The following is a 25240-nucleotide window of genomic DNA, read 5'->3' as shown; positions in this document are numbered from 1 at the left end:
TTTTCGACTGGCTTGGTCGACATCTCATATGTTTTTCGACGCCCGACGGCATGCCGCCTTCAAAATCCGGGGGGCAAAGGGCCATTTTTGGCCCGACTTTATCGGCAACGCGCACTCTTGTTGGGGGCATCGTTCTCGCTGCGGTAATTCTCGGGAATCGCAGAAAATCGGCACGGCAGCTCAAGCCTTTGCCGGTTTGCGCCGTCACGCGTCACGCCCTCGGCGCTACCAAGCCATTACATTTTCGTAATGTTCTTGTCGAAATATTACCAAAATGTAATCTTTTGCGGAGCCATCGGGTCTGGAATGATCGAAGTGGTCCCGAGCTAAACAGGGGCAACCATGGGCATTGGTGGGGAAGGGCAGGGCCAAGCCGGTGCTGCAAGGCCGGTCATGTTGGACGTCCACAGGCCAAACACGGCACGCGTTCAGCTTACGTTCAAGTGCCCGGAGCAAGAATAGCTGCACCCGATTTGAAGGCGACGGCAATGGTGCAACGATCGCCGAGAATGTCGAACCAAGGTCGGAAGATTTTCAACGTTTGCTCTGTGCGATCCATGAATATGCGAACGGTTGGCAATGCTATGTAAGCATTTGAAGCAAAATCGTTACGATCGCGAAGTTTTGACCTGTTGTAAGGCCAATTTTGTCAGTCGAGATGAACGGAGGGATACATGGCAAATTCTTACGTTTATAAAGGGCCCAGCTATTCCTACACCGGCCCTGTCTACGGCTATACGTCTGGGAGATCGCTCTACACCGGTCCTAGCTATTCCTACACCGGCGCGAGCTACACGCGCGGCGCGTATAGCTACACGGGTCCCAGCTACACCTACACGGGTCCCGTTCACGGCTACACGTCAACCGGCTCATATTTCTATACGGCGCCGAGCTATCACTACACCGGCCCGACTTACACCGGAGTTAGGTATTCCTACACCGGCCCCGTTTACGGCTATACCCCAGCCGGTGGGTATTACTACAAGGCGCCTAGCTACTCGGGCTATTATGTTCACGTCTTCCGCTAAATTTGGCGGGTTGGACGGCCCTCTCCGTGCGTATGGGGGCTGTACAGCGGCTTGAATGGGGCACGCGCCGGACGGACTTTGCTCCTTCCGGCGCCTGCACGTCCTATTCGCCGACCGCGAGCCCCGCCGGCCGGCGGGCGTCGTTGGCGCCGTACATGAAGCCGGGCTTCATCTTGCCGCCGAGGGTCGAATCATTGCCGGAACTCGCGGTTCCGCCGCCTGCCGCGGTTTGCGGCAGTTCGATCAGTTCCGCCGCCCCCCAGGGCGTCTGCTGGGTGATCTTGTAGCCCATGCCTTGCAGGATTTCCACCGTATCGGGCGAGAGCGCATAGGGCTCGGCGAACACTTCGTCGGGCAGCCATTGGTGATGAATGCGCGGCGCGTCCACGGCTTCCTGCGGCTGCATGCCATAGTCGATCATGTTCAGCGCCGTCTGCAGGGTGATGGTGATGATGCGCGAGCCGCCGGGACTGCCGAGCACCGCGATGATGTGGCCGTCCTTGGTGATCAGGGTCGGCGACATCGAGGAGAGCGGGCGCTTGCCCGGCGCGACGGCATTGGCTTCGCCCTGGACGAGCCCGAACAGATTGGGCACGCCCGGCTTGATCGAGAAATCGTCCATTTCGTCGTTGAGCAAAAAGCCGGTGCCGGGCGCGATCACATTGGCGCCGAAGAGGCCGTTGATCGTATAGGTGACGGAGACGGCATTGCCGTCCTGATCGGCGACCGAATAATGGGTGGTTTCAGTCTTTTCATGCGGCGCGACGCCAGGCTGCACGTCTTTCGACGGTGTCGCCTTGTCCGCGAGAATCTTGGTGCGGATCTGCGCGGCGTAATCCTTCGACAGCAGCCGGTCGAGCGGGTTCTGCACGAAAGCCGGATCGCCGAGATAGGTGTTGCGGTCCATATAGGCGTGCCGCATCGCCTCGACCATGTAATGCACCGCTTCGGCCGAATGCCAGCCCATGGCGTGCAGGTCGTAGCCTTCCAGAATGTTGAGGATTTCGCACATGGTCGTGCCGCCGGACGAAGGCGGCGGCGAGGAGATGAATTTATAGCCGCGATAGGTGCAGGTGACGGGATCGGTTTCGGTGACATTGTAATCGGCGAAATCCTGCGCCGTCATGATGCCGCCGTTCGCCTTCATCGCCTCCTCGACCTTCTTGGCGATATCGCCTTTGTAGAAAGCGTCGGGACCATTCTTGGCGATGGCTTCGAGCGTATCGGCGAGATCGGTCTGCACCAGTCTGTCGCCAGGTTGCAGCGCTGAGCCGTCGGGGCGGAAGAAGATTTTTGTCGACACCGGATCGTTCTTCAGAAAGGCGGCGTCCGCATCGATAATGTCGGTGTCGCCGCGCAACAGAACGAAGCCGTCGCGCGCGAGCTTGATCGCCGGCGCCATGACTTTGTCGCGCGGCATCATGCCGTATTTGGTGAGCGCGGTGTCGAGACCGAGCACCGTGCCCGGTACGCCGACGGCAAGATAGCCGATCAGGCTCGAACCCTTGACCACATTGCCCTGCGCATCGAGATACATATTCTTGGTCGCTGCGGCCGGAGCTTTTTCGCGGAAGTTGATGAACGTGTCGTGATCGTCCTTGGCGATATGAATCACCATGAAACCGCCGCCGCCGATATTGCCGCAGCAAGAGTTGGTGACCGCTTCGGCATAACCGACCGCGACCGCGGCATCGATCGCATTGCCGCCTTGCGCGAGAATTTGCGCGCCGATGTCGGAGGCGAGATGTTGCGACGACACGACCATGCCATGCGGCGCTTCAACAGCGGGAACCGATGCCGCCATGCCGAGCGTTGGGGCAAGCGTCATCATGCATGCGGCGGCAAGAAAGTGTTTCATCCTTCGCAACGGATTTGTTGTCGGCGAATGCGGGGCATCGTCGGTCATGCATCTCTCCCTGGAATGAGTGCGGGCAGCTCTGCGCCGGTATCCTGTGCCAGCCTAATATGAAATTGCGCGCGGGGGCAAATCGCGGAGGGCATGGAAGCTTTGATCTATAAGAAGGCCGCAATGTAGTTCCGAACGCGATCCACAGCCGCTGGGGAAATTTGCCCGCAACGATTGTGCGCGTCCTTCTCCCATAGGGAGAAGGTGGCACGCAAAGCGTGACGGATGAGGGGACTCGGAATCATCATTGGCTGGAGTCTTGCTTTGGCTACTCTCGCGAGAAGGTCCCCTCATCCGTCTTGCTTCGCAAGCCACCTTCTCCCTCTGGGAGAAGGAGTCGCGCGCAATCATCGCGGACATTTTTCCAAAAAGTCATGGATCCGAGCCAAGCGCGGCCAGTCTTAGCTCTCGCTCTGTCCCTGCGCACGCACCACAATAACGGTACACGGCGCTTCGGCCACAACCTGCGCGGAAACGCTGCCGAGATAGCGGCGCAAGGTCGAGGAACCGCGTGCGCCGATGATGATCTGATCGACATGATTGGTCTTGGCGAAATCGATAATGGCCGCCGCCGGATCCGGCGCCTCCAAGACATGAAACGTGATCCGCGCCGTGTCGAGTTTCAACGGCTGCGCCCAGCCTTTGAGCGCGACGAGCCGGGTGACGTGAAGGTTGCGGCCCTGTTCGTCGATCACATAGTCGATGCCGATGCGATGGGTGCGCAGAATATTGATGCAGGCAAGCCGCGCGAGCGGCATGGTTTTCACGAGCCGTGCCGCCATGGCGCGAATGGCCTCGGCCAAAGGCTCCATGCCGGGCGATAAATCGACGGCCGTGAGGATGATCGGTGCCGATTGTGCGGGCGACTCGATCGAGAGCGGTTCCTTCGGCTCCCAGCCCATGGCTTTCACCCGGCGCTGCCAGCGCGTGATAAAACCGCTGCGCGCCAAGCGTTCTGCCCGCGTCGTCAGTTGCAATTGATCGGGATGCGACAGGTCGAATGCGATCTGCGCCGCGTTCTGATAGCGGTCATCGGCCTCGATTTCGAGGCAATGCAGAATGACCTCTTGCAGATAGGGCGGAACGTCCTTTTTCAGGGCGCGCGGCGGCGCCGGATCGTGCCACAGCCGCCGCCGCAAGGCGCCGCTGCCTTGCGGGTTGCCGAAGGGCCGCGTGCCGGTGGCGAAAAAGTAGAGCAGAACGCCGAGCGCAAAAATATCGCTGCGCGGATCGCTGCGCACATGCGCCAGTTGCTCCGGCGCGATATACGGGCCGGTGCCCATCGGCAGCCGGAATTCCTCTTGCAGCAGATCGGGCAGGTCGTGGTGCCGCGACAAACCAAAATCGATGAAAACCACTTCGCCGCTGGGGCGCAGCATGATGTTGGACGGCTTCAAATCGAGATGCTGTACGCGCTGGCGATGCAGATCGGACAGCGCTGTCGCGATACGCACGCCGATGTCCGTGACCTCAGCGACGGGCAGTGGCACATGCGCGAGCTTGGGCAGCAGCGAAGGGCCTTCGATGCGCTCCATCACGAGATAAGGCTGGGCGGTGAAATCGCCTTGCGCTACGAAACGCGGCACATGCGCGCCTTGCAAATGCGGCAGGATCATCTGCTCCATTTCGAAACCGACGATGCTGGTCGCGTCGTCGCCGTCGGCAATGATCGGCACTTTCATGATGATCGGAAAGTCGATGTCGTCGCGCGAAACGCTCCAGACGCTGGCCATGCCGCCTTGATGCAATTTTTTGCCGATGCGGAAGCCGTCGATCTCGGCGCCGGTTTCGAGTTGATAGGGACGCATCGCGTCAACGCCCGATAAAGAGGCGCGCGCTCAAGATCGCCGGCAGGCCAGCGCGGCGGATTTTTTCCGCCGCCGTCTCGATGTCGTAAGGGACGCGGCGGAACGTCAGGAGCTTTTTCGCATCGTCGAACAGGCCGTAAGCGGCGCCGGGGTTTTCGTCGCGCGGCTGGCCGACCGCGCCCATGACGGCGAGCCACTTGCGGTTGCCCGCAAGCGGGATCGGCACGCTGCCTTTCGGCGTGAAGCTGCAGGGCAGCTTGCGCGGCGCCATCGTGTAGAGTTGCGGGCGATGCACGTGGCCGCAGAACGTGACGGTCGCGTCGGTCGCATTCAGGCTGATCTCCGCCTCGCGCTGCGACATCACATAATGCCATTCCTCTGGTGCGGACGCATCCGCATGCACATAGAGCACGTCCTTCACGCGGTGCTGCACCGGCAAGGCTTTGAGAAACGCGCGCTGCTCGCGGTCCAGATGTGCGCGGGTCCAATCGATGGCGGCGCGGGCGTGCTCGTTCATGCCGTACCCGCCCTCATCGACGGCCGCATCATGATTGCCGAGGATGGCGAGCGCGCCCTCCCCAACCATCTGCGCGGCTTGATCAACGATATAGGACGGATCGGCGCCATAGCCGACGAGATCGCCGAGAAAGGCGAAGTGATCCGCGCCTTGCGTATAAGCATCATCAAGGCATGCGTCGAAGGCTTCCCGGTTGCCATGGATGTCTGCGAGGAGGGCGATGAGCATGCGTGGTCGTGGCGCGATTTCGTTTTGCGGTAGCACACCACGCTTGGCAGGCTAAAGCAAGCGTGGCAAGAAGGGGTTCAAAACAGCGATCCCTGCTCGCGTTCAGTCTTCGCTTTGTGCGGGCGTCCTTTTCCACCCGCCACTGCGCTCACCCGGCCGTCGGCGAATTGCACGTTGAAGCGGGCGCCGTCGCTCAAGGTTTTCGCGCTCGTCACCGGGTTTTCCTCGGCATCGCGCACCACCGCATAACCGCGCTTCAGCACGTCGCGCCAATCGTAGGAGGCGAGCAGCTTCATCGTGTGGTCGAGCTGCGTCTGCCGGCGCTGCAGCGCGGTGCGGAAGGCGTTGTGCAGGCGGCCCTGCACGGAGTCGAGCCGCTGCCTGCGGTTGCCGATTTCGAGGCTCGCCCGCGCGGTCCGGGCCTGCAGGGCGGTCACGAGCCTCGCGGCGAGCGTGGCGAGCCGCTCCTGGCGCTGCTGCAAGGTGAGGCGCGGCGCCCGCTCCAGGCGCAGCACGAGGCCGTCCATATGCGCCCGTGCCCGCGCCATGCGGACCTGCGGCGATTGACCGGCGAGGCGTCCGCCTACCCGCTGCAGTAGCAGGGCACGCTTGTCGAGCCCGCCGCGCAGGGCGTGGCCGAGCTTCGAGGTCGCGGCATCCAGCCGCTGGCGCGGCAGGGCGACGATCTCGTCGCCGGAGGGCAGGGCGCGCGCGGTGGCCCGCAGGTCGCTCTTGAGCCGGTCGAGGCGCCGCAGCATCGCGCCGTCGTGCCGGCGCGACAGATCGGCAAGCTGGGTGAGGAGTTCCGCCCGCACCGGCACGCACATTTCCGCGGCGCCGGTCGGGGTCGGGGCGCGCAGGTCGGCGGCATGGTCGATCAAGGTCCAGTCGGTCTCGTGGCCGACCGCCGAAATCAACGGAATGTCGCTCGCCGCGGCCGCGCGTGCCACGGCCTCGTCGTTGAAGCCCCACAGATCCTCAAGCGAGCCGCCGCCGCGCGCCACGATGATCACGTCGGGGCGGCGGATGTTGCCGGCCGCGGGCAGGGCGTTGAAGCCCTGAATCGCGGCAGCCACTTCCTGGGCGCTGCCCTCGCCCTGGACCCGCACCGGCCAGACCAGGACGTGGCGCGGAAAGCGGTCCTGGATGCGGTGAATGATGTCGCGGATGACGGCGCCGGTCGGCGAAGTGACGACGCCGATCACCTCCGGCAGATAGGGGATCGGCCGCTTGCGGGCCGTATCGAACAGGCCCTCGGCGGCGAGCTTCTTGCGCCGCTCCTCCAACAGTGCCATGAGCGCGCCGACGCCGGCGGGTTCGATCTGCTCGACGATGATCTGGTAGGAGGATTTGCCGGGAAAGGTCGTGATCTTGCCGGACGCGATGACCTCCATCCCGTCCTCCGGCCGCACGCGCATCCGGCCGAACACGCCTTTCCAGATCACCGCGTCGATCTTCGCACTCGCGTCCTTGATCGAGAAATAGACGTGCCCGGACGAATGCGGGCCGCGATAGCCGGAAATTTCACCGCGCACCCGCACGAAGCCGAATTCGTTCTCGATCGTGCGCTTCAGCGCGCCGGAGAGTTCGGAGACGGAATATTCCGCGACATTGGATTTCGGTGCATCGGTCATGTCGGCAGAATGAATGATTCTGAAGGGTATAGCCAGCGCTCAAAAAAACGGCGCCCGAAGGCGCCGTTTGAGTGCGGGGAGTGTCAGAGGGGGCTGACGTTCAAGAAGATGCCAGCTTCGCCCCTTGTCGGCTGTGCGGTGGCACACATCACGCAGCTTGCGCCGCCTTGGGCGTCACTTCGGCGGTGTAATCCTCGATCAGTGTGCGCGAGATATTGCCCGGCGTGAATGTATACGGGCCGATCTCGGAGACGGGCGTCACTTCCGCGCCTGTGCCGCAGATGAAGCATTCGTTAAAGCTCGCCAGTTCCTCCGGCATGATGCGGCGCTCGATAACATCGATGCCGCGGCGCTTGGCGAGATCGATCACCGTCTGACGGGTAATGCCGTTCAGGAAGCAATCGGCGATCGGCGTGTGCACGACGCCGTCCTTCGTGAAGAAGATGTTGGCGCCGGTGCATTCGGCGACGCGGCCCTGCCAGTCGAGCATCATCGCATCGGCATAGCCTTTGCGCTCGGCGATGTGTTTGGAGATCGTGCAGATCATATAGAGGCCGGCGGCCTTCGAATGGCACGGCGCGGTCTTCGGATCGGGGCGGCGGTAGTCGGCGATGTCGAGGCGGATGCCCTTCATCTTTTGCGCGATGTCGAACATCGACGGCCAATCCCAGGTGCAGATCGCCACGTGAATGGTCGCATTCTGCGCGGCGACCGCCATCATCTCGCTGCCGCGCCAGGCGACGGGGCGAACATAGCAGCTCTCGAAGCCGTTGGTCTTCACGACCAAGGCTTTCGCGGCATCGAGTTCCTCGATCGTGTAGGGAATTTTGAAATCGAGCAATTCGGCCGAACGGTGGAAGCGCTCGGAATGTTCGCGCGACTTGAAGATCACGCCGCCATAGGCGCGCTCGCCCTCGAACACCGAAGAGCCATAATGCAGGCCGTGGCTGAGCACATGCAGCTTGGCCTCCTGCCAGGGTACGAGCTTGCCATCCAGCCAGATCACGCCGTCACGTTTATCAAAAGGCAGAATGGACATAGGGGGCTCCTTGGAAGATCTGTGAAGACGCCGGCGAGTTTCAGGTTCCTTTGTTTCGTCCAGCGTGCTTGACGAGTAACAATTGGCATGAAATATGTCAATATGGCTGACGTATAGGAGCCATGCGCGATTCCTGGGCACCGGGCGGCGCGCGGCATGGAGCGATCGATGGACGGAGTACGGCAAAAGAATTCGTCGCGGGGAGGGCCGGCTCCCCTGCCGGTCCAGACGGCGCCGATCTACGATCTGATCGAATTGTTCTTTTTTGCCTATCGCGATTTTGTCGGCGACGCCGACCGGCTGCTCGAGGCCTATAAGTTCGGGCGCGCCCATCACCGCGTGCTGCATTTCGTCAACCGGCAGCCGGGTCTGACCATCGCCGAACTGCTCGACATTTTGAAAATCACCAAGCAGAGCCTCAACCGGGTGCTCAAGGAACTGCTCGACCATGCCTATGTCGAGCAGCGCGCCGGGGCGACCGACCGGCGCCAGCGCCTCCTCTTTCTGACGCCCCAAGGGCAGAAGCTCGCCCTCGATTTGGCGCAATTGCAGTCCACCCGTTTTGCCCGCGCGATGGAGGAAATGGGGCCGCAGGCCCGCGGCGCCGTCATCAATTTCCTGTTGGGGATGATCGACCCGCACGAGCGCACCAAGGTCGCGGGATTGGTTTGGGGGGCGGGAACGCAGGAAGAGTAGCGAAGCACGCGCTGTGCGGTGTAGTTTTGCCGTTGCCACGCCCGTTGCATTCGCCTTGAAACGCATTGAGGGATATATGAGCGCCGACGCATCCGCCCTTCCGCCGCTGGCCGACGATGCCGCCCATTTGCTGATTGTCGATGACGACACGCGCATCCGCGAATTGCTGTCGCGCGTGATGATGAAGAATGGCTATCGCGTCACCACCGCGGCCGATACGGCAGAGGCGCGTACCGCGCTCAAGAATCTGGCCTTCGACCTGATCGTGCTCGACGTCATGATGCCGGGCGAGAACGGCCTCGACTTCGTCGCCGCCTTGCGCGCCGGCGCGACGGGCTTGAGCGCGCCCGATGTGCCGGTGCTGATGCTGACCGCGCGCGCCGAGCCGAGCGACCGGGTGAGCGGCCTCGAGCGCGGCGTCGACGATTATCTCACCAAGCCCTTCGACCCGCGCGAATTGGTGCTGCGCATCGCCTCGATCCTGCGCCGCGCCCGGCCGCCGTCGCCGCTCGCGCCGATCGAGATCGTGCGCTTCGGCGCCTACACCTATGATCTCATGCGCGGCGAACTGACGATCGACGGCGATATCATCCGGTTGACCGACCGGGAGCGCGAAATGCTGAAAATGCTCGCCGAAAAGCCGGGCGAAACCGTCTCGCGCGAGGCCTTGGGCGGCGTCGGCTTTGCTGCGAACGAGCGCACCGTCGACGTGCAGGTCAACCGCCTGCGCCGCAAGATCGAACTTGATCCCGCCAACCCGCGTCACCTGCAAACCGTGCGCGGCCTCGGCTATCGCTTGTTGACGGATAAATGACGCTGCCGCTGATCTCCTTTGTGGAACGTCCGCGACTCGCTTGGCGAATTTTCGCGCGGTGGGTCGCCGAGCGCATGCCGAAAGGGCTTTTTGCACGCTCGTTGCTGATCGTGATCGTGCCGATCGTCGGTTTGCAGGCGGCGGTCACCTATTTTTACATGGAACGCTATTGGCAGATCGTCACCTACCGGCTTTCGGATGCGGTGACGCGCGATATTGCGGCGCTGATCGAATTGCACAAAGCCTATCCGAAGCCCGAGGACGAGAAGGTCTTTGAGCGCATCGCCGTCGACCAGTTGAAATTCGTCGATGTGGAAATGCTTGGGCAAGAGCCGTTGCCGCCCGTTCTGCCCAAACCGTTCTTCTCGCTGCTCGACCATGTCCTGTCGAACCAGATCCGCCGGCAGATCCGCCTGCCGTTCTGGATCGACACGGTCGGGCAGTCGAGTCTCGTCGAGGTCCGCATCAAGCTGGATGACGGCGTGCTGCGGGTCTTCACGCGGCGCAGCGATGCCTATGCGTCGAACTCGCATGTGTTCATTCTGTACATGGTCGGCACGTCGCTCGTGCTCATCCTGGTGGCGCTGGCCTTCTTGCGCAATCAGATCCGGCCGATTTCGCGCCTGGCGGAGGCGGCGGAAAACTTCGGCAAGGGGCGCGATGTCGACTATCGGCCGTCCGGTGCGCGCGAGGTGCGACAGGCCGGTTACGCCTTCCTCGCCATGCGCCGCCGCATCGAGCGCAACATCGAGCAGCGGACGATGATGCTGAACGGCGTCAGCCACGATCTGCGCACCATTCTCACCCGCTTCCGCCTCTCGCTTGCCCTGATGGAAAGCGGCCCCGACGTCGATGCATTGGAAAACGATATCGACGAAATGAGCGGCATGCTCGAAGCCTATCTCGCCTTCGCGCGCGGCGATACGGGCGAAGCGGCGGTGGCGACCGACATGAGGAAATTCCTCGACAATTTGCGCGACGACGCGGCCCGTTTGGGCCATCGCGTCACCGCGAGCATGCGCGGCAATCCGCTCGTGATTCTGCGCCCCGACGCGTTCCGGCGCTTGCTGCTGAACCTGATCTCCAACGCCCAGCGGTACGGCGATGCGATCGCGATCGATGCGGCGCGCGACGACCGCTTTTTCACCGTCAATATCGACGACGACGGGCCCGGCATTCCGGCGCATCAGCGCGAGGATGTGTTCCGGCCGTTCTACCGCCTCGACGAGGCGCGCAATCAGGATGAAGGCGGCTCCGGCCTGGGCCTGGCCATCGCCCGCGATATTGCCCGCTCCCATGGCGGCGACATCACGCTGGGCGAGAGCCCGCTCGGCGGCCTGCGCGCCGTCGTGCGCATTCCTGTTTGATCGCGTAAAAAAGCCCGCCTCGAAAACCAAAGCGGGCCTTACAAAATCATTCTGTTCGGATGGACGTTCTTACCAGCCGCAAACCCGGCGCGGGCCCCAGTAGGTATAGCGGATCCAGCAGCGATACGGGCCGCCACCATAGACCACGCGCGGGCCGCCCCAATAGCCGCCGCGCCAGCCATAGCCGCCGCGCCAGCCCCAACCATGATGCCAGCCATGATGCCAGCCACCGCCATAACGCCACCACCGCGCTTCCGCAGGCGTGGAGGTTGCAGCAAAGCTCCCCGCGATGACGGCTGCGGTGGCAACGCCGAGGGCAATCTTTCTAAACGACGAAACCATTGAAATTCTCCCGCTTGTTGTCCTGTTCCTCAGGTAATCCGATCTTGAAAATATTTATTACACCCGTCTTGCTGAACGCCAGCTGAATGTTTCATCCTTCAAGGGTAGATTTCGCGGGTGAACGCCTTAGACCGCGGGGAAAAAGGGCGCCAAGACGCATGGTCGCGGCGCGCAAAATATTACTTCACCAGCGGTGATATCCGAATCCGCCAATATACACGCCGCCGCCGTTGTAGGGGCCGGTATAATAGGGGCCATACGGCCCATAATAGTCCGGCGGCGGTGGCGGGGCATCATACATGACGTCGCCCTCGCCACCCTCGCGTCCCGTGACGGCGGCGACCGGAATATAGCCTGCGTGCCCGTCATAGGTCACATGGCACCAGCCCTTGCGGCAGCCCAGAACGTTGATGTCGTCGGCCTCGGGAATCGTGCGCACGGCGCGCCCGCCGGGCGTCGAACGAAGTTTCGTTTCGACTGCCGTGCTGGCCTCGTAAGCCCATGCGGCCGAAGCGCTCGTGAGCAATGCAACGCCGGCAAGTGCGGCAGCAAAATGGAATTTCATGGTCTTCCGTCCAGTTTTCGCAACAGGACGAATGGAGCAGGTTAGACCCATCGTCATGGCCTGTCATCATCGTCCATTGCGGAACAGAAATGTCGTTAAATATGGCAGTTTGATGTTCCGCCGCAGGGGAAACGCGCCTATGAGAAACAGGCTTCGCACCCACAGAGTCCACCCATGAAATTGCCCGCTTCGCCGCCGCGCCCGCTCGAATTGTTTCTCGGTTTTTTGAAGATCGGTCTGCTCGGATTTGGCGGCGTCGCGGCGAGCGCCCGCCACGTGATCGTGGAAGAGCGCAAATGGCTCGACAACAAAGATTACGCGGAAGTGCTCGGTCTCGGGCAGATCCTGCCCGGCGCCAACACGGTCAATGCGGCGGTGATGATCGGCGATCGGTTCTGCGGCATTCCGGGCGCCGCAGCCTCGGTGTCGGGGCTGTTGGCGATGCCGATCTGTATCCTGATCGGCTTGGCGATCCTCTACGAACGTTACGCCGCACTGCCGGATGTCGCGCTGGCCCTGCAAGGCGCGGCTGCGGCCGCGGCAGGCCTTGCCATGGGCACGGCGCTCAAAATGGGCAAGCAGTTGAAGCGCAGCATGGGCGGGTTGGTCTTCGGCCTCATTGCATTTGCCGCTATCGGCCTGTTGCACTTGCCGCTGGCGCCGACCGTTTTCGTCGTCGCGCCGCTCAGCGTTTTGGCCGCCTATTGGGAGAGCCGCCATGGATGAGCCGATGATCTGGCAGCTCGTGCGCCGTTTCGCGCTCGTGTCCGTGCTAGCCTTTGGCGGCGCCAACGCCGCGACACCGGAAATTCATCGGTTCGTGGTCGATCAACTCGGTTGGATGAACAACAGCGTATTCGCCAACCTCTATGCGATCGCCCAGGCCGCGCCGGGACCGAATGTGATGTTCATCAGCATCATCGGCTGGCATATGGCGGGACTTTCCGGCCTCATCGCGGCGACCTTGGCGATGAACGTGCCGTCGTCGATTCTGGCCTTCGGCATCGGGCGCGTGGTCGCTGGCATGAGTGCGTCGCGATGGGTTACGATTTTGCGCGCGGGCCTCGCGCCGATCGCCGTCGCGCTGCTCCTGGCCAATGGTGTCGTGATGGCCTCGGCGGCCTATCAAACGCTGCTTGATGGCGCGCTGACGCTGCTGGCAGCGTTGTTCGTGTTCTACAGCCGCAACAACCCGCTTTGGGCTCTGCTCGCCGCGGTGATTTTGCGCGTTGGCGTGGCGCATCTCACCGCGTGAGCGGGCACTCGTACTTATTTCTCTTTGCCGAGGGCGTGATCGATGCTCCAGGCACCGGCACCTGAGGCCACCAAATACAGACACACGAAGCAGAAAAGAATGGCCAGTTCGCCGCCGTTGCGCACGGGGAAGAAATCTTTTGGCTCATGCACCATGAAATAAGCGGCCGCCATGAAGCCGGACATGATGAAGGCAACGGGCCGGGTGAACAGGCCGAGGATGAGAAAAAGGCCGCCGACAATTTCGAGGACGCCGGAGAACCACAGCGGCGACAGGCTCGGCGTCACATCGAAGCCCTTGAACATTTCGACCGCGGGAAAGCCGAAAAATTTGCCGGTGCCGTGCTCCAGAAACAAGAGGCCGGTAAAAATGCGCAACAGACTCAAAGCGTGCGTTCGCAAGTTGCTTAAGGTGGCACCCATAATATGTCCTTTCAAATCCGATTCATGTTGATCGCGAAGAGCGATTCCGTCCCAGCGGCTCCACTCTTGTTGCCCGCTTAGATGGGATTCCACCACGCTGCAATCGCACGAGCACAACAGGCGCCCAGATAACGGCGCGATCACGCGTTTGTGATAAACAACAATGGCACTGTGTGAAAAGTTGTTTACGCGTCGTTCATGAAATGCGCAGCCGGAACCCATTCCACATGCGGGTGCCCAGCCGTCTCGGCAAAGAGCGCTTCGAGAAAAGCCCAGGCGCCATCGTCATGGGCGAGATGATGGGTGAGAATGCCGATGCGCTTGTCGGCATTGGCGGGATGGGTCAAGGTGTCGATGCATGTGCCGATCAGATCGGGAATCGGTTTGCCGATGCGGCCATTGCGCCAGTCGATGATGTCGACATCGGAGTTGATCTGGCGCAAGTGGGCGACCGGCGCGAATACATCCCAGCCGAAGGTGGAGAGGGCGCGAAAGCCGATGCCGGGCAATTCGGCGACGAGCGCGGGGTCGATGCGATTCCACGGCGGCACGAGCAAGGGCAAAGCTGTGCCGTTGAAGAGTTCGCTCATGCGCGCCTGGCCTTCGCGCAACTCCTGTAAGATCTGTTCCGATCCGCGGTGCAGCCCGAGTTCTTGCGCGCGGCCGTGTTCGCCCGCGTGATTGATATGAGCATAGCCGTGCTGACAGGGCGTGATCAGCGGTGCGTCGCGCACGTAGTCGCCGAGGCTTTGTTGCGCCGGTTTTGGAATCACCGCGAGCAGCAGCGGAACGTCATGCGCCTCGCACAACGTGCGAAGGCGATCCAGCGCCGGTGTCGGTTCGACCGCGTCATCGTCGCGCAACCAGAAGCGCACGCGATTGGTCGCACTTGCATGTTGGTCGATGGCGCGGATGAGGTCGCGCCAGAGAAATGTCTCAGTCATGAGTTTTGGCCTCTGCTTGATAGCGCTGTAGAGCATCATGCAGCAATCGATCAAGCCGTTGTGCTGCGCTCACGAGCGAGCGCTCGCGATGCAGAAAGGCCGCAGCGGCGCGGCCCATCACCGCGCGCCCGGTCTCGTCCTTGATGAGGGCTTCGACTGCCCCAGCATAGGCGGCCGGTGTCTTCTCCTGCACCAGAATCCCGGTTTCATTGGGTTTCAGTACGCTGGCAATGCCGCCCTCATTGAGCGCCACGACCGGAAGGCCGGCAGCTTGCGCTTCGAGATAGGCAATCCCGTAGGCTTCGCCAAATCCCGGCCAGACGAAGAGATCGGCGGCATGAAGCGCCTCGCGGACGCGGGCCGAATCGAGCGCGCCGCGAAAGCTGTAGGTCTCGGCGGGCAGAGCGCTGAAAGCCGCTTCCACCTGCGGCCGCGCCGGTCCGTCGCCGACGATCGTGAGATGCCAGGGGAGGTGCATGAGGTGGCCGAGGGCGCAAGCCAGAAATGCGTAGCTTTCCAATTTGACGCCGGGGCGCATCATCGCGACGCAAATGAGCTGTACAGATTGCCCTGCGTCGTGCGCGCGAGGTTGGCGCTGCGGCATAAATGCACTCGTGTCGAGAAACGGCGGAAAATAGGCGAGCCCTTGCTCCGATCCAAGAAATTGCGCGAGGCCGAGATAATCGGGGCGGGTGAAACAGAGGTTCAGCGTCGCCTGCCGCAACGCCAAGCCGACTGGCTTCTGCCATTTGGCCCAATCGCCGCTCTCGCGCTTTTTTGCGTACGAAGCTTCCGCCGTCACGTAAGGGATGGCGAAGGCTTGTGCGAGCTCAGGCCCCAAAAGGTCGGGCGCTTTGTAATAGGGGTGATAGGTCAGCCACAGATTGGGCGTTGCACCCTCGCGCCACGCGTCCGCGATGCGTTGGCACTCGCGGCGTGCGGCCGTGTCCAGCACGACATAGGCAGCGGCATCGGGGACCTTGTGAAAGCTGCGCAGGCGCGAGACCAGCGTCACCGTATGACCGGCGCGTGTCAGTGCTTCGATTAGCGCCCGCGCCATCTGGCGGTCGCCGGACGGCACGGCGTCGTCGGGCGATTTCAACGGGGCGTAGAAGGCGATGCGGAGCGGACGAGACACGGTGCGAAAAAACGTTCTGTCTAGTGATGATACGGATCTGCGGCATCGCGCAATCCGTCCCCGAGGAAATTGAACGCCAGGATCACCAGCACGACCGGTACGACCGGCAGCAGCAGCCAGGAATAGAGCGCGACGGCATTGATGTTTTGCGCCTCGTGCAGCATGACGCCCCACGAGACGATCGGCGGCCGCAAACCGAGGCCGAGGAAGCTCAACGCGGTTTCGCCCAAGATCATGGCCGGGACTTTCAGCGACGCGCTGGCGATCAGATGACTTAAGAAACCGGGGATCAGATGGCGGAAGATGACGCGCGGCGTGTTCGCGCCCATCAATTGCGCCGCCGTCACATATTCTTCCTCGCGCAACGACAGGAGTTTGGAGCGGACCGCGCGCGCGAGGCCCGTCCAGTCGAGCAGGCCGAGGATGAGGGTGATGCCGAAATAGACGAGAATGGGGCTCCAGGTGACGGGCAGAATCGCGGTCAGCGCCAGCCAGATCGGCAATTGCGGCAAGGCGTGAATGACCTCCGAAATCCGCTGCACCAGCATATCGAACCAGCCGCCGAGATAACCGGCAAGGCCGCCGATCAGAATGCCGAGCGCGAAGCTGATCGAAACGCCGATCAAGCCGACAGTGAGCGAGATCCGCGCGCCGTAGATCATGCGCGAGAAGATGTCGCGGCCCATCCGATCGGTGCCCATCAGATACAATGTGGCGCCCGGCGCGGGGCAGATCACATGCCAATCGGCGGGGACGATGCCCCAGAAGCGATAGGGATCGCCATGGCAAAAGAAGCGCAGCGGATAGGCCGTGGACCGATCAACGTCATAGTCATGTTTCAGCGTCTCGGGATCGAGATGGGTCTTATAATTATAGGTGAAGGGCCCGACGATATGCCCATCATGGATGAGATGGATGTGCTGGGGCGGAGCGAAGATCGATTTCGTATCGCGCCGCTCGAGGTTGTAGGGCGCGAGACATTCGCTGATCAGAATGCTCGCATAGATGACAATGAGAAACACGCCGGATACGACCGCGAGACGGTGGCGGCGGAATTTCATCCAGGTCAATTGCCATTGCGAGGCGAGATAAATCCGCTCTTGCGCCGGCGTCAGCCGCTCCACCGAATGCGGATCGAATGGTTCGCGGCGCACATAATGCGATGCCTGATCGTCGAGTTCGAGGCTCATTTCGTGGCGCCTCCGCTCAGCCGAATGCGCGGGTCGAGCAGCGCAAGCGCAATATCCGAAATCAGAACGCCGATCATGGTCATCACCGCGAGGAACATGAGGAACGAGCCGGCAAGATAGAGATCCTGGGTTTGCAGCGCGTGCAGCAGCAGCGGGCCGGTGGTGGGCAGCGACAGAACGATCGCGACGATCTCGCCGCCGGATACGATCGAGGGCAGGATCGTGCCGATGTCGGCGATGAAGAAGTTGAGCGACATGCGCAAGGGATATTTGACCAGCGCCTTGAACGGCCCGAGGCCTTTGGCTTTCGCCGTCGTGACATATTGCCGTTGCAGCTCATCGAGAAGATTGGCCCGCACGGCGCGGATCATCGTGCCGGTGCCGCTCGCACCGATGATCACGACCGGCACCCAGATATGCTGCAGCACCGATTTGAACTTGGCCCAGCTCATCGGCTGGGCAAGATATTGGGTGTCCATCAGGCCGCCGAACGAGAGGCCGAACCAGACATGGGCGAAATAGAGAACGAGAAGGCCGAGTAGGAAAGAGGGAACCGCAAAACCGATCAAGCCGAGAAAGGTCAAGCCATAATCCGCCCAGCTATAGCGATGGGTCGCCGAATAGATGCCGATCGGAAAGGCGACGATCCAGGTGAAGACGATGGTCAGGAACGACAGCAGCATGGTCAGCAGCAGGCGGTCGCCGACGACTTCGCTGACGGGCTTCTGATATTCGAACGAATAACCCATGTCGCCGTGCACGAGGCCCCAGACCCAATAGCCATAGCGGATATAGGCTGGCTTATCGAAGCCATATTCCTTTTGCATGAATTCGATCTGGCTCATGTCGGCATGTTCGCCCTGCGCCAGAGCCTCGGCCTTCATCATGTCGAAATAATTGCCCGGCGGCAGCGAGATGATCGTGAAGATCAGCATGCTGGTGACGAGCAGGGTCGGGATCATGATCAGGATGCGGCGGATGATATAGCGCAATAACATGTCATTGCTCCGCCGGTGCGTCGTTGAACCAGAACGTGTCCGGCATGTAGACGCCGAAAAACGCGTTGGGCGCGAAGCTGTAGATCGCGTGGCGCGGCACGTTCTGCAGCCGGTCGGACACGACGACGGGCTGTTCGGCGCCGTTGACAATGCCGATCAGATAAACCTGTTCGGCATTGATCTTCAACATGTCCTGCCAGATCTGCCGCCGCTCCTCATGCGAGCTGGAGAGGCGCCAGCGGCTGCGCAAGGCGACAAGCTTTTTGACCTCGGGCAGGTCGGGCGCATCGCCCTCGGCGCCGCTGCTCTCGACATATTGCCCCCATTTCGGCCATTGAAATTCCGCGTCGCTGTCGGGCGACAATTCGTTCGGCGGCATGATCGAGCTTGGCAAGCCGACATCCCAGCCGCGCCCCACGCTCATCAGCGCCTCGCCCGACCAGGCACGCATGCGAAAGACCTGGGGCGGCGACAGATGGGTATAGGCATGGACGCCGAGCGCGTGCCATTTGTCGATGACGAGCTGCATCACGTCTTCGGTCGTGCTGTCACCGTCGGTCTCGACCACGATTTGCAGCGGCCGGCCGTCGCTCAAGAGGCGGACACCGTTTGCGTCGCGCTGGGTCAGGCCGATTTCGTCGAGCAATTCATTGGCGCGCTGCGGGTCATAGCTGGCATAGGCCTGCGCATCGCCGCGATCGTACAGCGTGCTTTCGGGCAGCACCGAATTGCCGACGGGGCGGGCCAATCCGAAATAGACGACGTCGTTGATCTCCTGCCGGTCGATGCCGAGCGACAACGCCTGGCGGAAACGCGTGTCCTGCATCAGCTTGCGCCAGACGGGATCGGCCGCATTCAGATTGGGCCGCAGCGCGATCGCCGCGCCGTAACCCGAGGGCCAGAGATAGACGTGGTAATTGAACTTCTTGGCATTTTCCTGCAGCAGCGTGTAGTCGCTGGCGGAGAGATAGCGCGCCTGCAGATCGCTCTCGCCGCCGCCCGTCTTGCTCGGAATGAGATCGCTGGAGACGAGCGGCATTTCGATCTTGTCGATATAGGGCAGTTGATGGCCGTTCTCGTCGACGCGGTGATAATAGGGATTGCGTTCGAACACATAAAACTCGCTGGGCGATTTGGTGGTATTGCGCCAGGCTTCGAGCGTCGGCAGATCGGGATTGTCCGGCCGGTATTGCCGCGACATGCGCTCGTGCAAAGCGGTCCAATCCTTCACGTGCGCGGTTTTCACCGCCGCGCTCAGGGCCTTGGGATCGGCATAGCGGTCGTGAAATTGCCTGAGATAATGCGCCGGCATGGTGAGATAGAGCGGCTGCGCGGCGGCAAGGGCCGGCAAGAAGGCCGGATTGGGCTTGCTCCAGGAATAGCGGATCGTCTCGGCATCGATGACATCGACTTTCGGCGGCTCGCCGTCGACAATCATTTCGCGCGGCGGCCCGCCGGGCGACAGCGCCTTGTTGTTGTAGAAATCCTCCCAGGTGTAGCGGAAGTCTTCCGTCGTGAATGGATATCCGTCCGACCATTTGTGGCCGGGGCGCAAATGAAAGGTGAAAATCCGGTCGTCCACGATATCGAAGGACTCGAGAATATCCGGCACGAGGTTCTGGTGCTCGTCATAGGCAACGAGCCGGGCATAGGAATAGACGTTGGCGAAGCGGATATCGCGCGGATCGTTCATCAGCATGCGCAATGTACCGCCGTAGCGGCCCGGCGTGCGGCCCATGGCGGCGAGGGGCACGATCCGCGGATGGTCGGGAATGCGCTGATACACGGGCGGCAATTTGCCGGCCTGCACTTGCGCCGCGTAATAAGGCGCTTCGCGCACGTCCGCCCGGGCGAGGCCGCAGGTTATGAACAGCAGCCAGAGGGCGACAATGGCGGCAAACCGGCTCATAGCGATGGGCCCCGCAGAATGCGTGTCTCGCGCGTCAGCACCAGATGGCCGCCGCCAAGGTCGAGATAGTGCAAGGGGATTTCGCCGTCCGGCCGGAAGCCGTCGCCCCAGGCGCCCCGATCGGTTGGGTTGCCGGAACAAACGGCATCGAAATCGAGCCGCCGGTCGAGCTCTGGGAAGGGGATGGAGCGCAGCAAGGCGCGCGTATAGGGATGCGCCGGTTCGTGGAACAAGGTGCTGCGCGGCGCGATTTCCACGATGCGGCCGCGGGCCATGACGGCGATACGCGTCGCAATGTAATCGACCACGGCGAGATTGTGGGTGATGAACAGATAGGCGAGGCCGAGATCGCGCTGCAGGTCCTTCAACAGGTTCAACACCTGCGCCTGGACGGAGACGTCGAGCGCCGAAACGGGTTCGTCGCAGATGATGAGGGACGGCGAAAGGGCAAGCGCGCGGGCGATGCCGATCCGCTGCCGCTGGCCGCCCGAGAAACTGTGTGGATAGCGGTTGAGAAAGCGCGGATCGAGGCCGACCGCCCGCATCAAATCGACCGCGCGTTCCTTGCGGCTCTTCGGCGTCCCGATCCCGTGAATCTCCATCGGTTCGCAGATGATGTTGAGCACGTTCATGCGCGGCGACAGCGAACTGACCGGATCCTGAAAGATCATCTGCACATGCGGGCGGAACTGGCGCAGCGCGCGCTTGTCGAGCGCAAACATATCCGCCTTGATTTCGCCGTCGTCATAGAGAATCGAACCGCTGTCGGCCTGGACGGCGCGCATGATCAATTTGCTCACGCTGGTCTTGCCGCTGCCGCTTTCGCCCACGAGCCCCAGGCACTCGCCCTTGTTAATATGAAACGAAACATCGTCGACTGCGCGAATCTCTTCGATGCCGGGCGAACCGAAAAATCCGGAATCACTTCTGAGATAGGATTTCGAGATGTTCTGCACCCGCAACAACGGGCCGCTCGGATGAATGTTTGGCCGCGCCCGCAAGAGCGCCGCGCGGGCTTGCGGATCGCGCTTCACTTCGCGCAAGGCGACAAGCCGGTCGTTTTCGCCCATGTCGAATTTGGGCAGAGCACGCATCAGCGCTTGCAAATAAGGGTGTTGCGGATCACCGAAACATTGCCGCAACGAACCGGATTCCATGATCTGCCCGTGATAGATCACGACGACCTCGTCGGCGACATTGGCGACGACACCAAGATCGTGGGTGATCAGGAGGATCGCCATGCCGATCTCCTTTTGCAGATCGCCCATCAGTTTCAGCACCTGCGCCTGCACGGTCACGTCGAGGGCGGTAGTCGGCTCGTCGGCGATGAGCAAAGAGGGATGGCAGATCAACGCCATCGACATCATCGCGCGCTGGCGCAGGCCACCCGAGAGTTCGAACGGATATTTGTTGTAGGCGCCCGCCGGGTTGCGAAAGCCCACCATGCGCAGCATGGTCTGGGTGATTTCCCGCGCTTCCTTGCGCGAGGCCTTGCGATGCAGGCGCAAAGCCTCGTCGATCTGATTGCCGATCGTGTGGACCGGCGAGAGCGACGACATGGGCTCCTGGAAGATCATGCCGATGCGTCCGCCGCGCAATTCGCGCATGGCCGCGCCGTTCCGCGGCAATTGCGCGATGTCGACGCAGTGGGCGCCTTGCTCGGCGTCCTGAAACTTGATCTTGCCGCCGGTGATCAGGCCATTGGCCGGCAGCAAGCCCATGATCGCCTGGGAAATGACCGATTTGCCCGAGCCTGATTCGCCGACGAGAGCCACGGTCTTGCCGGCGGGAATGCGAAAGGAGACGTCATTGATCACCTCATTGACGGTGCCTTGGGATAAAAATCCGATCTTCAGGTTCTCGACCCGAAGAATGTCCGCAGCGCCTGCGCTCACCAAATCGTCCCCGATATGTTTGTCCCTTCACATCAGTTTCGGGGAGGGAATTGCCCCGGTCAATATGACTCGTTTCTCTAAATAGGCCATTCCCCTATCGGAATTGTGAAAAGGTCAACCTGTTCTTTGGTCTTGAGTTCTTCCCTTTTTCATCTCAAATGACAATAACTTTAGTTTGGTCCCAGTTTCATCGCACTGGGAAAGGTTCTGAGATGTTAAAGACCTCGCTTCACCCCCAATATATGACGCTTTCGCTCTGGATTCGGCGTTTCCGTCTGGTGAGCGGATTGGTGATTTTCGCCTTCATCGCCGACCATCTCGCCAATCTGTCCTTGAGCCTCTGGTCGCCCGATACTGCGGAAGATTGGCGGCCGATATTGATGGGCGGCTGGACCAACCCGGTCGGGCAAACGGCGCTGGCGCTCGCGGCGCTGGTGCATTCAGGCCTTGGCTTCTACACAATTGCCGTCCGCCGGACCTTGACCATGCGCATCCGCGATGCGGTGCAGATCGGGCTGGGTCTTGCGGTGCCGCCGCTCCTCGTGAACCACGCCGTGTCGAGCATCATGGTGTGGCGCCTCGTCGAGGATTTCAACTTGAACTATCAGTTCGTTCTTTCCTCGTTCTGGATCTTCCATCCGCTGCTCGCCTATCAGCAATTGGCGCTGCTCGTGATCGTGTGGCTGCATGGCGTGATCGGCCTCTATAGCTGGATGGTCTTGCATGCGTGGTGGCGCAAGGTGGGCGGGCCGATCTTGGTGGCGCTGCTGGCCGTCCCGGTTCTGGCCATCCTGGGGTTCGTGCAAGCCGGCAATGTGCTGCTCGACCGCTACGCGCATGACGATGCCTTCAAGGCGGCCATGGACCATTCGGCCGCGCAGGCCCTATCAGTCACAGCACAGCTCGGCAGCATCCAAGCGAAGGTCCTTATTGTCTACGGCATCTGCACGGCAATCGCGATCGGGATCTTTCTCGTGCGCCTGATGCTCAATCGCCGCGAGATCGCCTATGTCAAATACGAGGACGATCGCAAGGTGAGCGGGCGGCGCGGCCTGACGATTCTGGAAGTCAGCCAGGCCAATCGAGTGCCGCACGCCAATATCTGCCACGGCCGCGGCCGTTGCGGCACCTGCCGCGTGCAGATTCTTGCCGGCCAAAAGTGCCTCTCTTCGCCTGACAAGGCGGAACTGCTGACGCTGCAGGCGGTGCACGCCCCGGCAGGCGCGCGTCTTGCCTGCCAGGCAAAGGTCATCGGCGCGTGGGTCAAGGTGGTGCGTCTGGTCCCGGTCTATGCCGATGCCTCGGCGGCCCAAGCGCCGGAGGAATGGGTGACCAACCCGATTCCCGCCGAAGAGGTGATGCAATGATCACGCCGACGAAACTCGACGGCGGCTCGCTCACCCAGCTTGCGGCGGCCAGCGACAAGCTGGCCTATGCGCAAACCCATATCTTTTCCCGGATCGTTGCGTTTCTGCAGGCGGCGCGGCAGCATTTGCATGGTTTGCTCGACGATTTTCTGGGCCTGTTTCCGCAAACCAAGCAACTTGTTACCGCTTTCGAAACGGCGGTCGCCAGCTCGGATGGTGTGAAGACCTATGCCTATCTGCTGATTCTGATCATCGCCGGCGCGTCGATCGAGTGGCTCTACCGCTCTTACGCATTCGGCGCGCTGCGCGCGCTCGAGGCCGCCGTGCCGAATTCGCCGCTGCAGGCGTTGAGCTTCGGCCTCCGGCTGTTCGCGATCAAGCTGTTCGCGCTGCTGCTCTTTGCCATCGTGGTCGTCGCGCTCTCCATCAGTTTTGCCTGGCCGCCGGGCGTGCAGGATGCGGTTTTGACCCTGACCCTGTGGCTGTTCCTGGTCCGGCTCGCCTCGCTCATACTGCAAATCGTGACGGCGCCCAATGCGCCGCGCCTGCGTCTGTTGCCGATGAGCGATTTGCGCGTGCGCTGGCTCGATGCGATGACCGTGATCACGGCCGGCACGTTGAGTGCCGGATGGCTGCTCTCCGACCTCATCGACCGCAATGCGGCCGATGCTGCCCATGTCGCCGGCAGCGTGCGTTTCATCGCCGCGACGAGCGTGACGGTTCTGCTGCTCGCGGTCATCGGTCTGTGGGTGCGCATGACCCGCGCCCGCGCGCGGATCCGGGGCATCGCGCGGCCGCAGATGCCCGTGCCCTTCTTCGTGACCGCGATCATCATCGCGACATACGCGCTTTGGCTGATTGGCGCCGACACGATGGCGGGGACCGTTGCGGTTCTTGCGCTGATGCTGGCGGCCGAGCGGCTGTTGCGCCAGGTCGTCGGCCGGCTGTGGCCAGCCGTCGCCGTGCCCGCGCCGCCGCCCGAGCCGCATCACGAGCAGGAGCCGGAAGAGGTCGTTTCCTTTCTGGCGGTGCTTCCCGGCGTGGTGCTGCGCATCGGGCGGCTCGTCATCGCCATGTCCGCGCTCGCGGCTTGCGCGTTGATCTGGAACCTGCCGGTGATGGAAATGCCGGCCAGCGACAGCCTGCTCGGCAAGGCGACCGTGCGGCTGCTCGGCGTCATCGCCTTGTTCTTGGCTGCAGACGCAGTCATTGCCGCGGTGCGAGCTGCGATCGACAGCCGGATTAGTGCCGTCGGGCCGGTCGGGCACGAGGGCAATCCCGGTCCGAATGCGCGCCTGTTGACGCTTTTGCCGCTGGCACGCAAGGCGCTGGTGATCGTCGTTTCAGCCATCTTTCTCTTGTCGATCCTGTCCGTGCTCGGCATCGATATCGCGCCCTTGCTCGCGGGGGCGAGCGTCGTCGGCATTGCCATCGGCTTCGGCGCGCAGACTTTGGTGCGCGACGTCATCTCCGGCATTTTCTATCTGCTCGAAGACGTGTTCCGCGTGGGCGAATATATCGAAGGCGGGGCCGGTACGCGCGGCACAGTGGAGCGGATCACGCTGCGCTCGGTGGCGCTTCGGCATCACAACGGCCCGCTGCATTATGTGCCCTATGGCGTGCTCGGCGCCGTGCGCAACAATTCACGCGATTGGGTGATCGAGAAGTTCAACATTCCGCTGCCGCTCGACACGGACAGCGAAATGGTGCGCAAATTGATCAAGGCTGTCGGCGAGGAATTGCTGCAGGACGAGGAATTCGGCCCCTATATCATCGAGCCGCTCAAGGGCCGGCTCTATCGGGTCGAGCCGGGGCTGAAACTGTTCCGCTGCAAGTTCATGTCCCTGCCGGGCAAGCAATTCGAAGTGCGCGCGGCGGCCTACCGCTATCTCGAACAGGCGCTGATAGCAGCGGGCGTGCATTATGCCAATCCGATGCCGCAATTGATGACGGTCGACCCGAATACGCTGACGGCGCGGTGATGCGCGCTTTCTTATTCTGACAGAGACTCCTGTCTCATTGCCGTCATTGCGAGGAGCGTAAGCGACGAAGCAATCCATCCACCGCCGTAAAAATCTTGCCGCAACGGAGCAGCTGCGACGGGGAGCAGGCGCGAATCAGCGCTTGAGGACGGGGATAAAATATATCGGCCAGGGGATGGATTGCTTCGCTTCGCTC

At 61.9% G+C, this 25240-nt stretch carries 22 protein-coding genes; 8 read left to right on the top strand and 14 right to left on the bottom strand.

Annotated elements, in window-relative coordinates; genetic code table 11:
- Positions 1–674: 674 nt before the first annotated feature.
- The gene (locus tag V9T28_RS15990) at positions 675–1028 is read left to right on the top strand and encodes a hypothetical protein (RefSeq protein ID WP_147306410.1); all 354 of its coding nucleotides are present in this window, start codon (positions 675–677) and stop codon (positions 1026–1028) included.
- A 103-nt stretch (positions 1029–1131) separates the two neighbouring features.
- On the opposite strand, the gene ggt is transcribed toward V9T28_RS15990, so the two are convergent.
- From ggt to V9T28_RS15965, 5 genes are all read right to left on the bottom strand, one after another.
- A complete protein-coding gene (ggt, locus tag V9T28_RS15985) occupies positions 1132–2886 on the bottom strand; it encodes a gamma-glutamyltransferase (RefSeq protein WP_116400310.1) in 1755 nt (584 codons plus the stop codon).
- Between the two features lie 449 nt (positions 2887–3335).
- A complete protein-coding gene (locus V9T28_RS15980) occupies positions 3336–4742 on the bottom strand; it encodes a serine/threonine protein kinase (protein ID WP_116400045.1) in 1407 nt (468 codons plus the stop codon).
- 4 nt (positions 4743–4746) lie between these two features.
- Positions 4747–5487, bottom strand: coding sequence for a metallophosphoesterase family protein (locus tag V9T28_RS15975; RefSeq protein WP_116400044.1), 741 nt, complete (start codon positions 5485–5487; stop codon positions 4747–4749).
- 77 nt (positions 5488–5564) lie between these two features.
- Positions 5565–7121 (bottom strand): exodeoxyribonuclease VII large subunit, encoded by a 1557-nt coding sequence (gene xseA, locus V9T28_RS15970; protein ID WP_116400043.1) that lies wholly within the window; start codon positions 7119–7121, stop codon positions 5565–5567.
- 148 nt (positions 7122–7269) lie between these two features.
- A complete protein-coding gene (locus tag V9T28_RS15965; RefSeq protein WP_116400042.1) occupies positions 7270–8160 on the bottom strand; it encodes a branched-chain amino acid aminotransferase in 891 nt (296 codons plus the stop codon).
- Between the two features lie 168 nt (positions 8161–8328).
- Here V9T28_RS15965 and V9T28_RS15960 point away from each other — a divergent pair, with 168 nt between their 5' ends.
- The 3 genes from V9T28_RS15960 (at position 8329) to V9T28_RS15950 (ending at position 11037) form a co-directional block, all read left to right on the top strand.
- Positions 8329–8856 carry a MarR family winged helix-turn-helix transcriptional regulator gene (locus V9T28_RS15960; protein ID WP_245424032.1) on the top strand — a complete coding sequence of 176 codons (528 nt, stop codon included), beginning with the start codon at positions 8329–8331 and terminating at the stop codon, positions 8854–8856.
- A 76-nt stretch (positions 8857–8932) separates the two neighbouring features.
- On the top strand, positions 8933–9670 hold the full coding sequence (locus tag V9T28_RS15955; protein WP_116400040.1) for a response regulator: 738 nt from the start codon (positions 8933–8935) through the stop codon (positions 9668–9670).
- A complete protein-coding gene (locus tag V9T28_RS15950; protein WP_116400039.1) occupies positions 9667–11037 on the top strand; it encodes an ATP-binding protein in 1371 nt (456 codons plus the stop codon). The genes V9T28_RS15955 and V9T28_RS15950 overlap by 4 nt, the downstream gene beginning before the upstream one ends.
- Before the next feature lie 69 nt (positions 11038–11106).
- Here the strand turns inward: V9T28_RS15950 and V9T28_RS15945 are convergent, their stop codons facing one another.
- Entirely contained in the window at positions 11107–11379 is a 273-nt protein-coding gene (locus V9T28_RS15945; protein ID WP_116400038.1) for a sulfur globule protein precursor, read from the bottom strand.
- 184 nt (positions 11380–11563) lie between these two features.
- Positions 11564–11944, bottom strand: coding sequence for an SH3 domain-containing protein (locus V9T28_RS15940; RefSeq protein ID WP_116400037.1), 381 nt, complete (start codon positions 11942–11944; stop codon positions 11564–11566).
- Between the two features lie 174 nt (positions 11945–12118).
- Between V9T28_RS15940 and V9T28_RS15935 the strand changes: the two genes are divergently transcribed.
- Both V9T28_RS15935 and V9T28_RS15930 read left to right on the top strand, forming a co-directional pair.
- Entirely contained in the window at positions 12119–12670 is a 552-nt protein-coding gene (locus tag V9T28_RS15935) for a chromate transporter (protein WP_116400036.1), read from the top strand.
- Positions 12663–13199 carry a chromate transporter gene (locus V9T28_RS15930; protein WP_116400035.1) on the top strand — a complete coding sequence of 179 codons (537 nt, stop codon included), beginning with the start codon at positions 12663–12665 and terminating at the stop codon, positions 13197–13199. Before V9T28_RS15935 ends, V9T28_RS15930 begins: the two co-directional genes overlap by 8 nt.
- Before the next feature lie 14 nt (positions 13200–13213).
- Here the strand turns inward: V9T28_RS15930 and V9T28_RS15925 are convergent, their stop codons facing one another.
- From V9T28_RS15925 to V9T28_RS15895, 7 genes are all read right to left on the bottom strand, one after another.
- Positions 13214–13621: a DoxX family protein gene (locus V9T28_RS15925; protein WP_116400034.1), complete on the bottom strand. Its 408-nt coding sequence runs from the start codon at positions 13619–13621 to the stop codon at positions 13214–13216.
- Positions 13622–13806: 185 nt separating this feature from the next.
- On the bottom strand, positions 13807–14565 hold the full coding sequence (locus V9T28_RS15920) for a polysaccharide deacetylase family protein (RefSeq protein WP_116400033.1): 759 nt from the start codon (positions 14563–14565) through the stop codon (positions 13807–13809).
- Positions 14558–15703: a glycosyltransferase family 4 protein gene (locus V9T28_RS15915; RefSeq protein ID WP_245424031.1), complete on the bottom strand. Its 1146-nt coding sequence runs from the start codon at positions 15701–15703 to the stop codon at positions 14558–14560. Before V9T28_RS15915 ends, V9T28_RS15920 begins: the two co-directional genes overlap by 8 nt.
- A gap of 20 nt (positions 15704–15723) precedes the next feature.
- Entirely contained in the window at positions 15724–16893 is a 1170-nt protein-coding gene (locus V9T28_RS15910) for an ABC transporter permease (RefSeq protein ID WP_116400032.1), read from the bottom strand.
- Positions 16890–17891 carry an ABC transporter permease gene (locus V9T28_RS15905; protein ID WP_116400031.1) on the bottom strand — a complete coding sequence of 334 codons (1002 nt, stop codon included), beginning with the start codon at positions 17889–17891 and terminating at the stop codon, positions 16890–16892. Before V9T28_RS15905 ends, V9T28_RS15910 begins: the two co-directional genes overlap by 4 nt.
- A 1-nt stretch (position 17892) precedes the next feature.
- The gene (locus V9T28_RS15900; RefSeq protein ID WP_116400030.1) at positions 17893–19800 is read right to left on the bottom strand and encodes an ABC transporter substrate-binding protein; all 1908 of its coding nucleotides are present in this window, start codon (positions 19798–19800) and stop codon (positions 17893–17895) included.
- Complete coding sequence (locus V9T28_RS15895; RefSeq protein WP_116400308.1) at positions 19797–21695, bottom strand: ABC transporter ATP-binding protein; 1899 nt, start codon at positions 21693–21695, stop codon at positions 19797–19799. Before V9T28_RS15895 ends, V9T28_RS15900 begins: the two co-directional genes overlap by 4 nt.
- Before the next feature lie 212 nt (positions 21696–21907).
- On the opposite strand from V9T28_RS15895, the gene V9T28_RS15890 reads away from it, so the two are divergent.
- Positions 21908–23062, top strand: a complete 1155-nt coding sequence (locus tag V9T28_RS15890) for a 2Fe-2S iron-sulfur cluster-binding protein (RefSeq protein WP_158554750.1) — start codon at positions 21908–21910, stop codon at positions 23060–23062.
- Positions 23059–25044, top strand: a complete 1986-nt coding sequence (locus V9T28_RS15885) for a mechanosensitive ion channel family protein (RefSeq protein WP_116400028.1) — start codon at positions 23059–23061, stop codon at positions 25042–25044. Before V9T28_RS15890 ends, V9T28_RS15885 begins: the two co-directional genes overlap by 4 nt.
- Positions 25045–25240: the final 196 nt, after the last annotated feature.

Source organism: Methylovirgula sp. 4M-Z18, assembly GCF_037890675.1.
In the GTDB taxonomy this organism is placed as follows: domain Bacteria; phylum Pseudomonadota; class Alphaproteobacteria; order Rhizobiales; family Beijerinckiaceae; genus 4M-Z18.
This window is presented reverse-complemented; position numbering and strand designations above follow the sequence as displayed.

Bases quoted from the DNA above. Each gene is read 5' to 3' on its own strand.
- V9T28_RS15980 (WP_116400045.1), bottom strand. From the start codon at position 4,742: ATGCGTCCCTATCAACTCGAAACCGGCGCCGAGATCGACGGCTTCCGC.
- V9T28_RS15950 (WP_116400039.1), top strand. From the start codon at position 9,667: ATGACGCTGCCGCTGATCTCCTTTGTGGAACGTCCGCGACTCGCTTGG.
- V9T28_RS15955 (WP_116400040.1), top strand. From the start codon at position 8,933: ATGAGCGCCGACGCATCCGCCCTTCCGCCGCTGGCCGACGATGCCGCC.
- V9T28_RS15990 (WP_147306410.1), top strand. From the start codon at position 675: ATGGCAAATTCTTACGTTTATAAAGGGCCCAGCTATTCCTACACCGGC.
- V9T28_RS15940 (WP_116400037.1), bottom strand. From the start codon at position 11,944: ATGAAATTCCATTTTGCTGCCGCACTTGCCGGCGTTGCATTGCTCACG.
- xseA (WP_116400043.1), bottom strand. From the start codon at position 7,121: ATGACCGATGCACCGAAATCCAATGTCGCGGAATATTCCGTCTCCGAA.
- V9T28_RS15935 (WP_116400036.1), top strand. From the start codon at position 12,119: ATGAAATTGCCCGCTTCGCCGCCGCGCCCGCTCGAATTGTTTCTCGGT.
- V9T28_RS15905 (WP_116400031.1), bottom strand. From the start codon at position 17,891: ATGTTATTGCGCTATATCATCCGCCGCATCCTGATCATGATCCCGACC.
- V9T28_RS15890 (WP_158554750.1), top strand. From the start codon at position 21,908: ATGTTAAAGACCTCGCTTCACCCCCAATATATGACGCTTTCGCTCTGG.
- V9T28_RS15975 (WP_116400044.1), bottom strand. From the start codon at position 5,487: ATGCTCATCGCCCTCCTCGCAGACATCCATGGCAACCGGGAAGCCTTC.
- V9T28_RS15925 (WP_116400034.1), bottom strand. From the start codon at position 13,621: ATGGGTGCCACCTTAAGCAACTTGCGAACGCACGCTTTGAGTCTGTTG.
- V9T28_RS15885 (WP_116400028.1), top strand. From the start codon at position 23,059: ATGATCACGCCGACGAAACTCGACGGCGGCTCGCTCACCCAGCTTGCG.
- V9T28_RS15960 (WP_245424032.1), top strand. From the start codon at position 8,329: ATGGACGGAGTACGGCAAAAGAATTCGTCGCGGGGAGGGCCGGCTCCC.
- V9T28_RS15920 (WP_116400033.1), bottom strand. From the start codon at position 14,565: ATGACTGAGACATTTCTCTGGCGCGACCTCATCCGCGCCATCGACCAA.
- V9T28_RS15965 (WP_116400042.1), bottom strand. From the start codon at position 8,160: ATGTCCATTCTGCCTTTTGATAAACGTGACGGCGTGATCTGGCTGGAT.
- V9T28_RS15910 (WP_116400032.1), bottom strand. From the start codon at position 16,893: ATGAGCCTCGAACTCGACGATCAGGCATCGCATTATGTGCGCCGCGAA.
- V9T28_RS15945 (WP_116400038.1), bottom strand. From the start codon at position 11,379: ATGGTTTCGTCGTTTAGAAAGATTGCCCTCGGCGTTGCCACCGCAGCC.
- V9T28_RS15930 (WP_116400035.1), top strand. From the start codon at position 12,663: ATGGATGAGCCGATGATCTGGCAGCTCGTGCGCCGTTTCGCGCTCGTG.
- ggt (WP_116400310.1), bottom strand. From the start codon at position 2,886: ATGAAACACTTTCTTGCCGCCGCATGCATGATGACGCTTGCCCCAACG.
- V9T28_RS15900 (WP_116400030.1), bottom strand. From the start codon at position 19,800: ATGAGCCGGTTTGCCGCCATTGTCGCCCTCTGGCTGCTGTTCATAACC.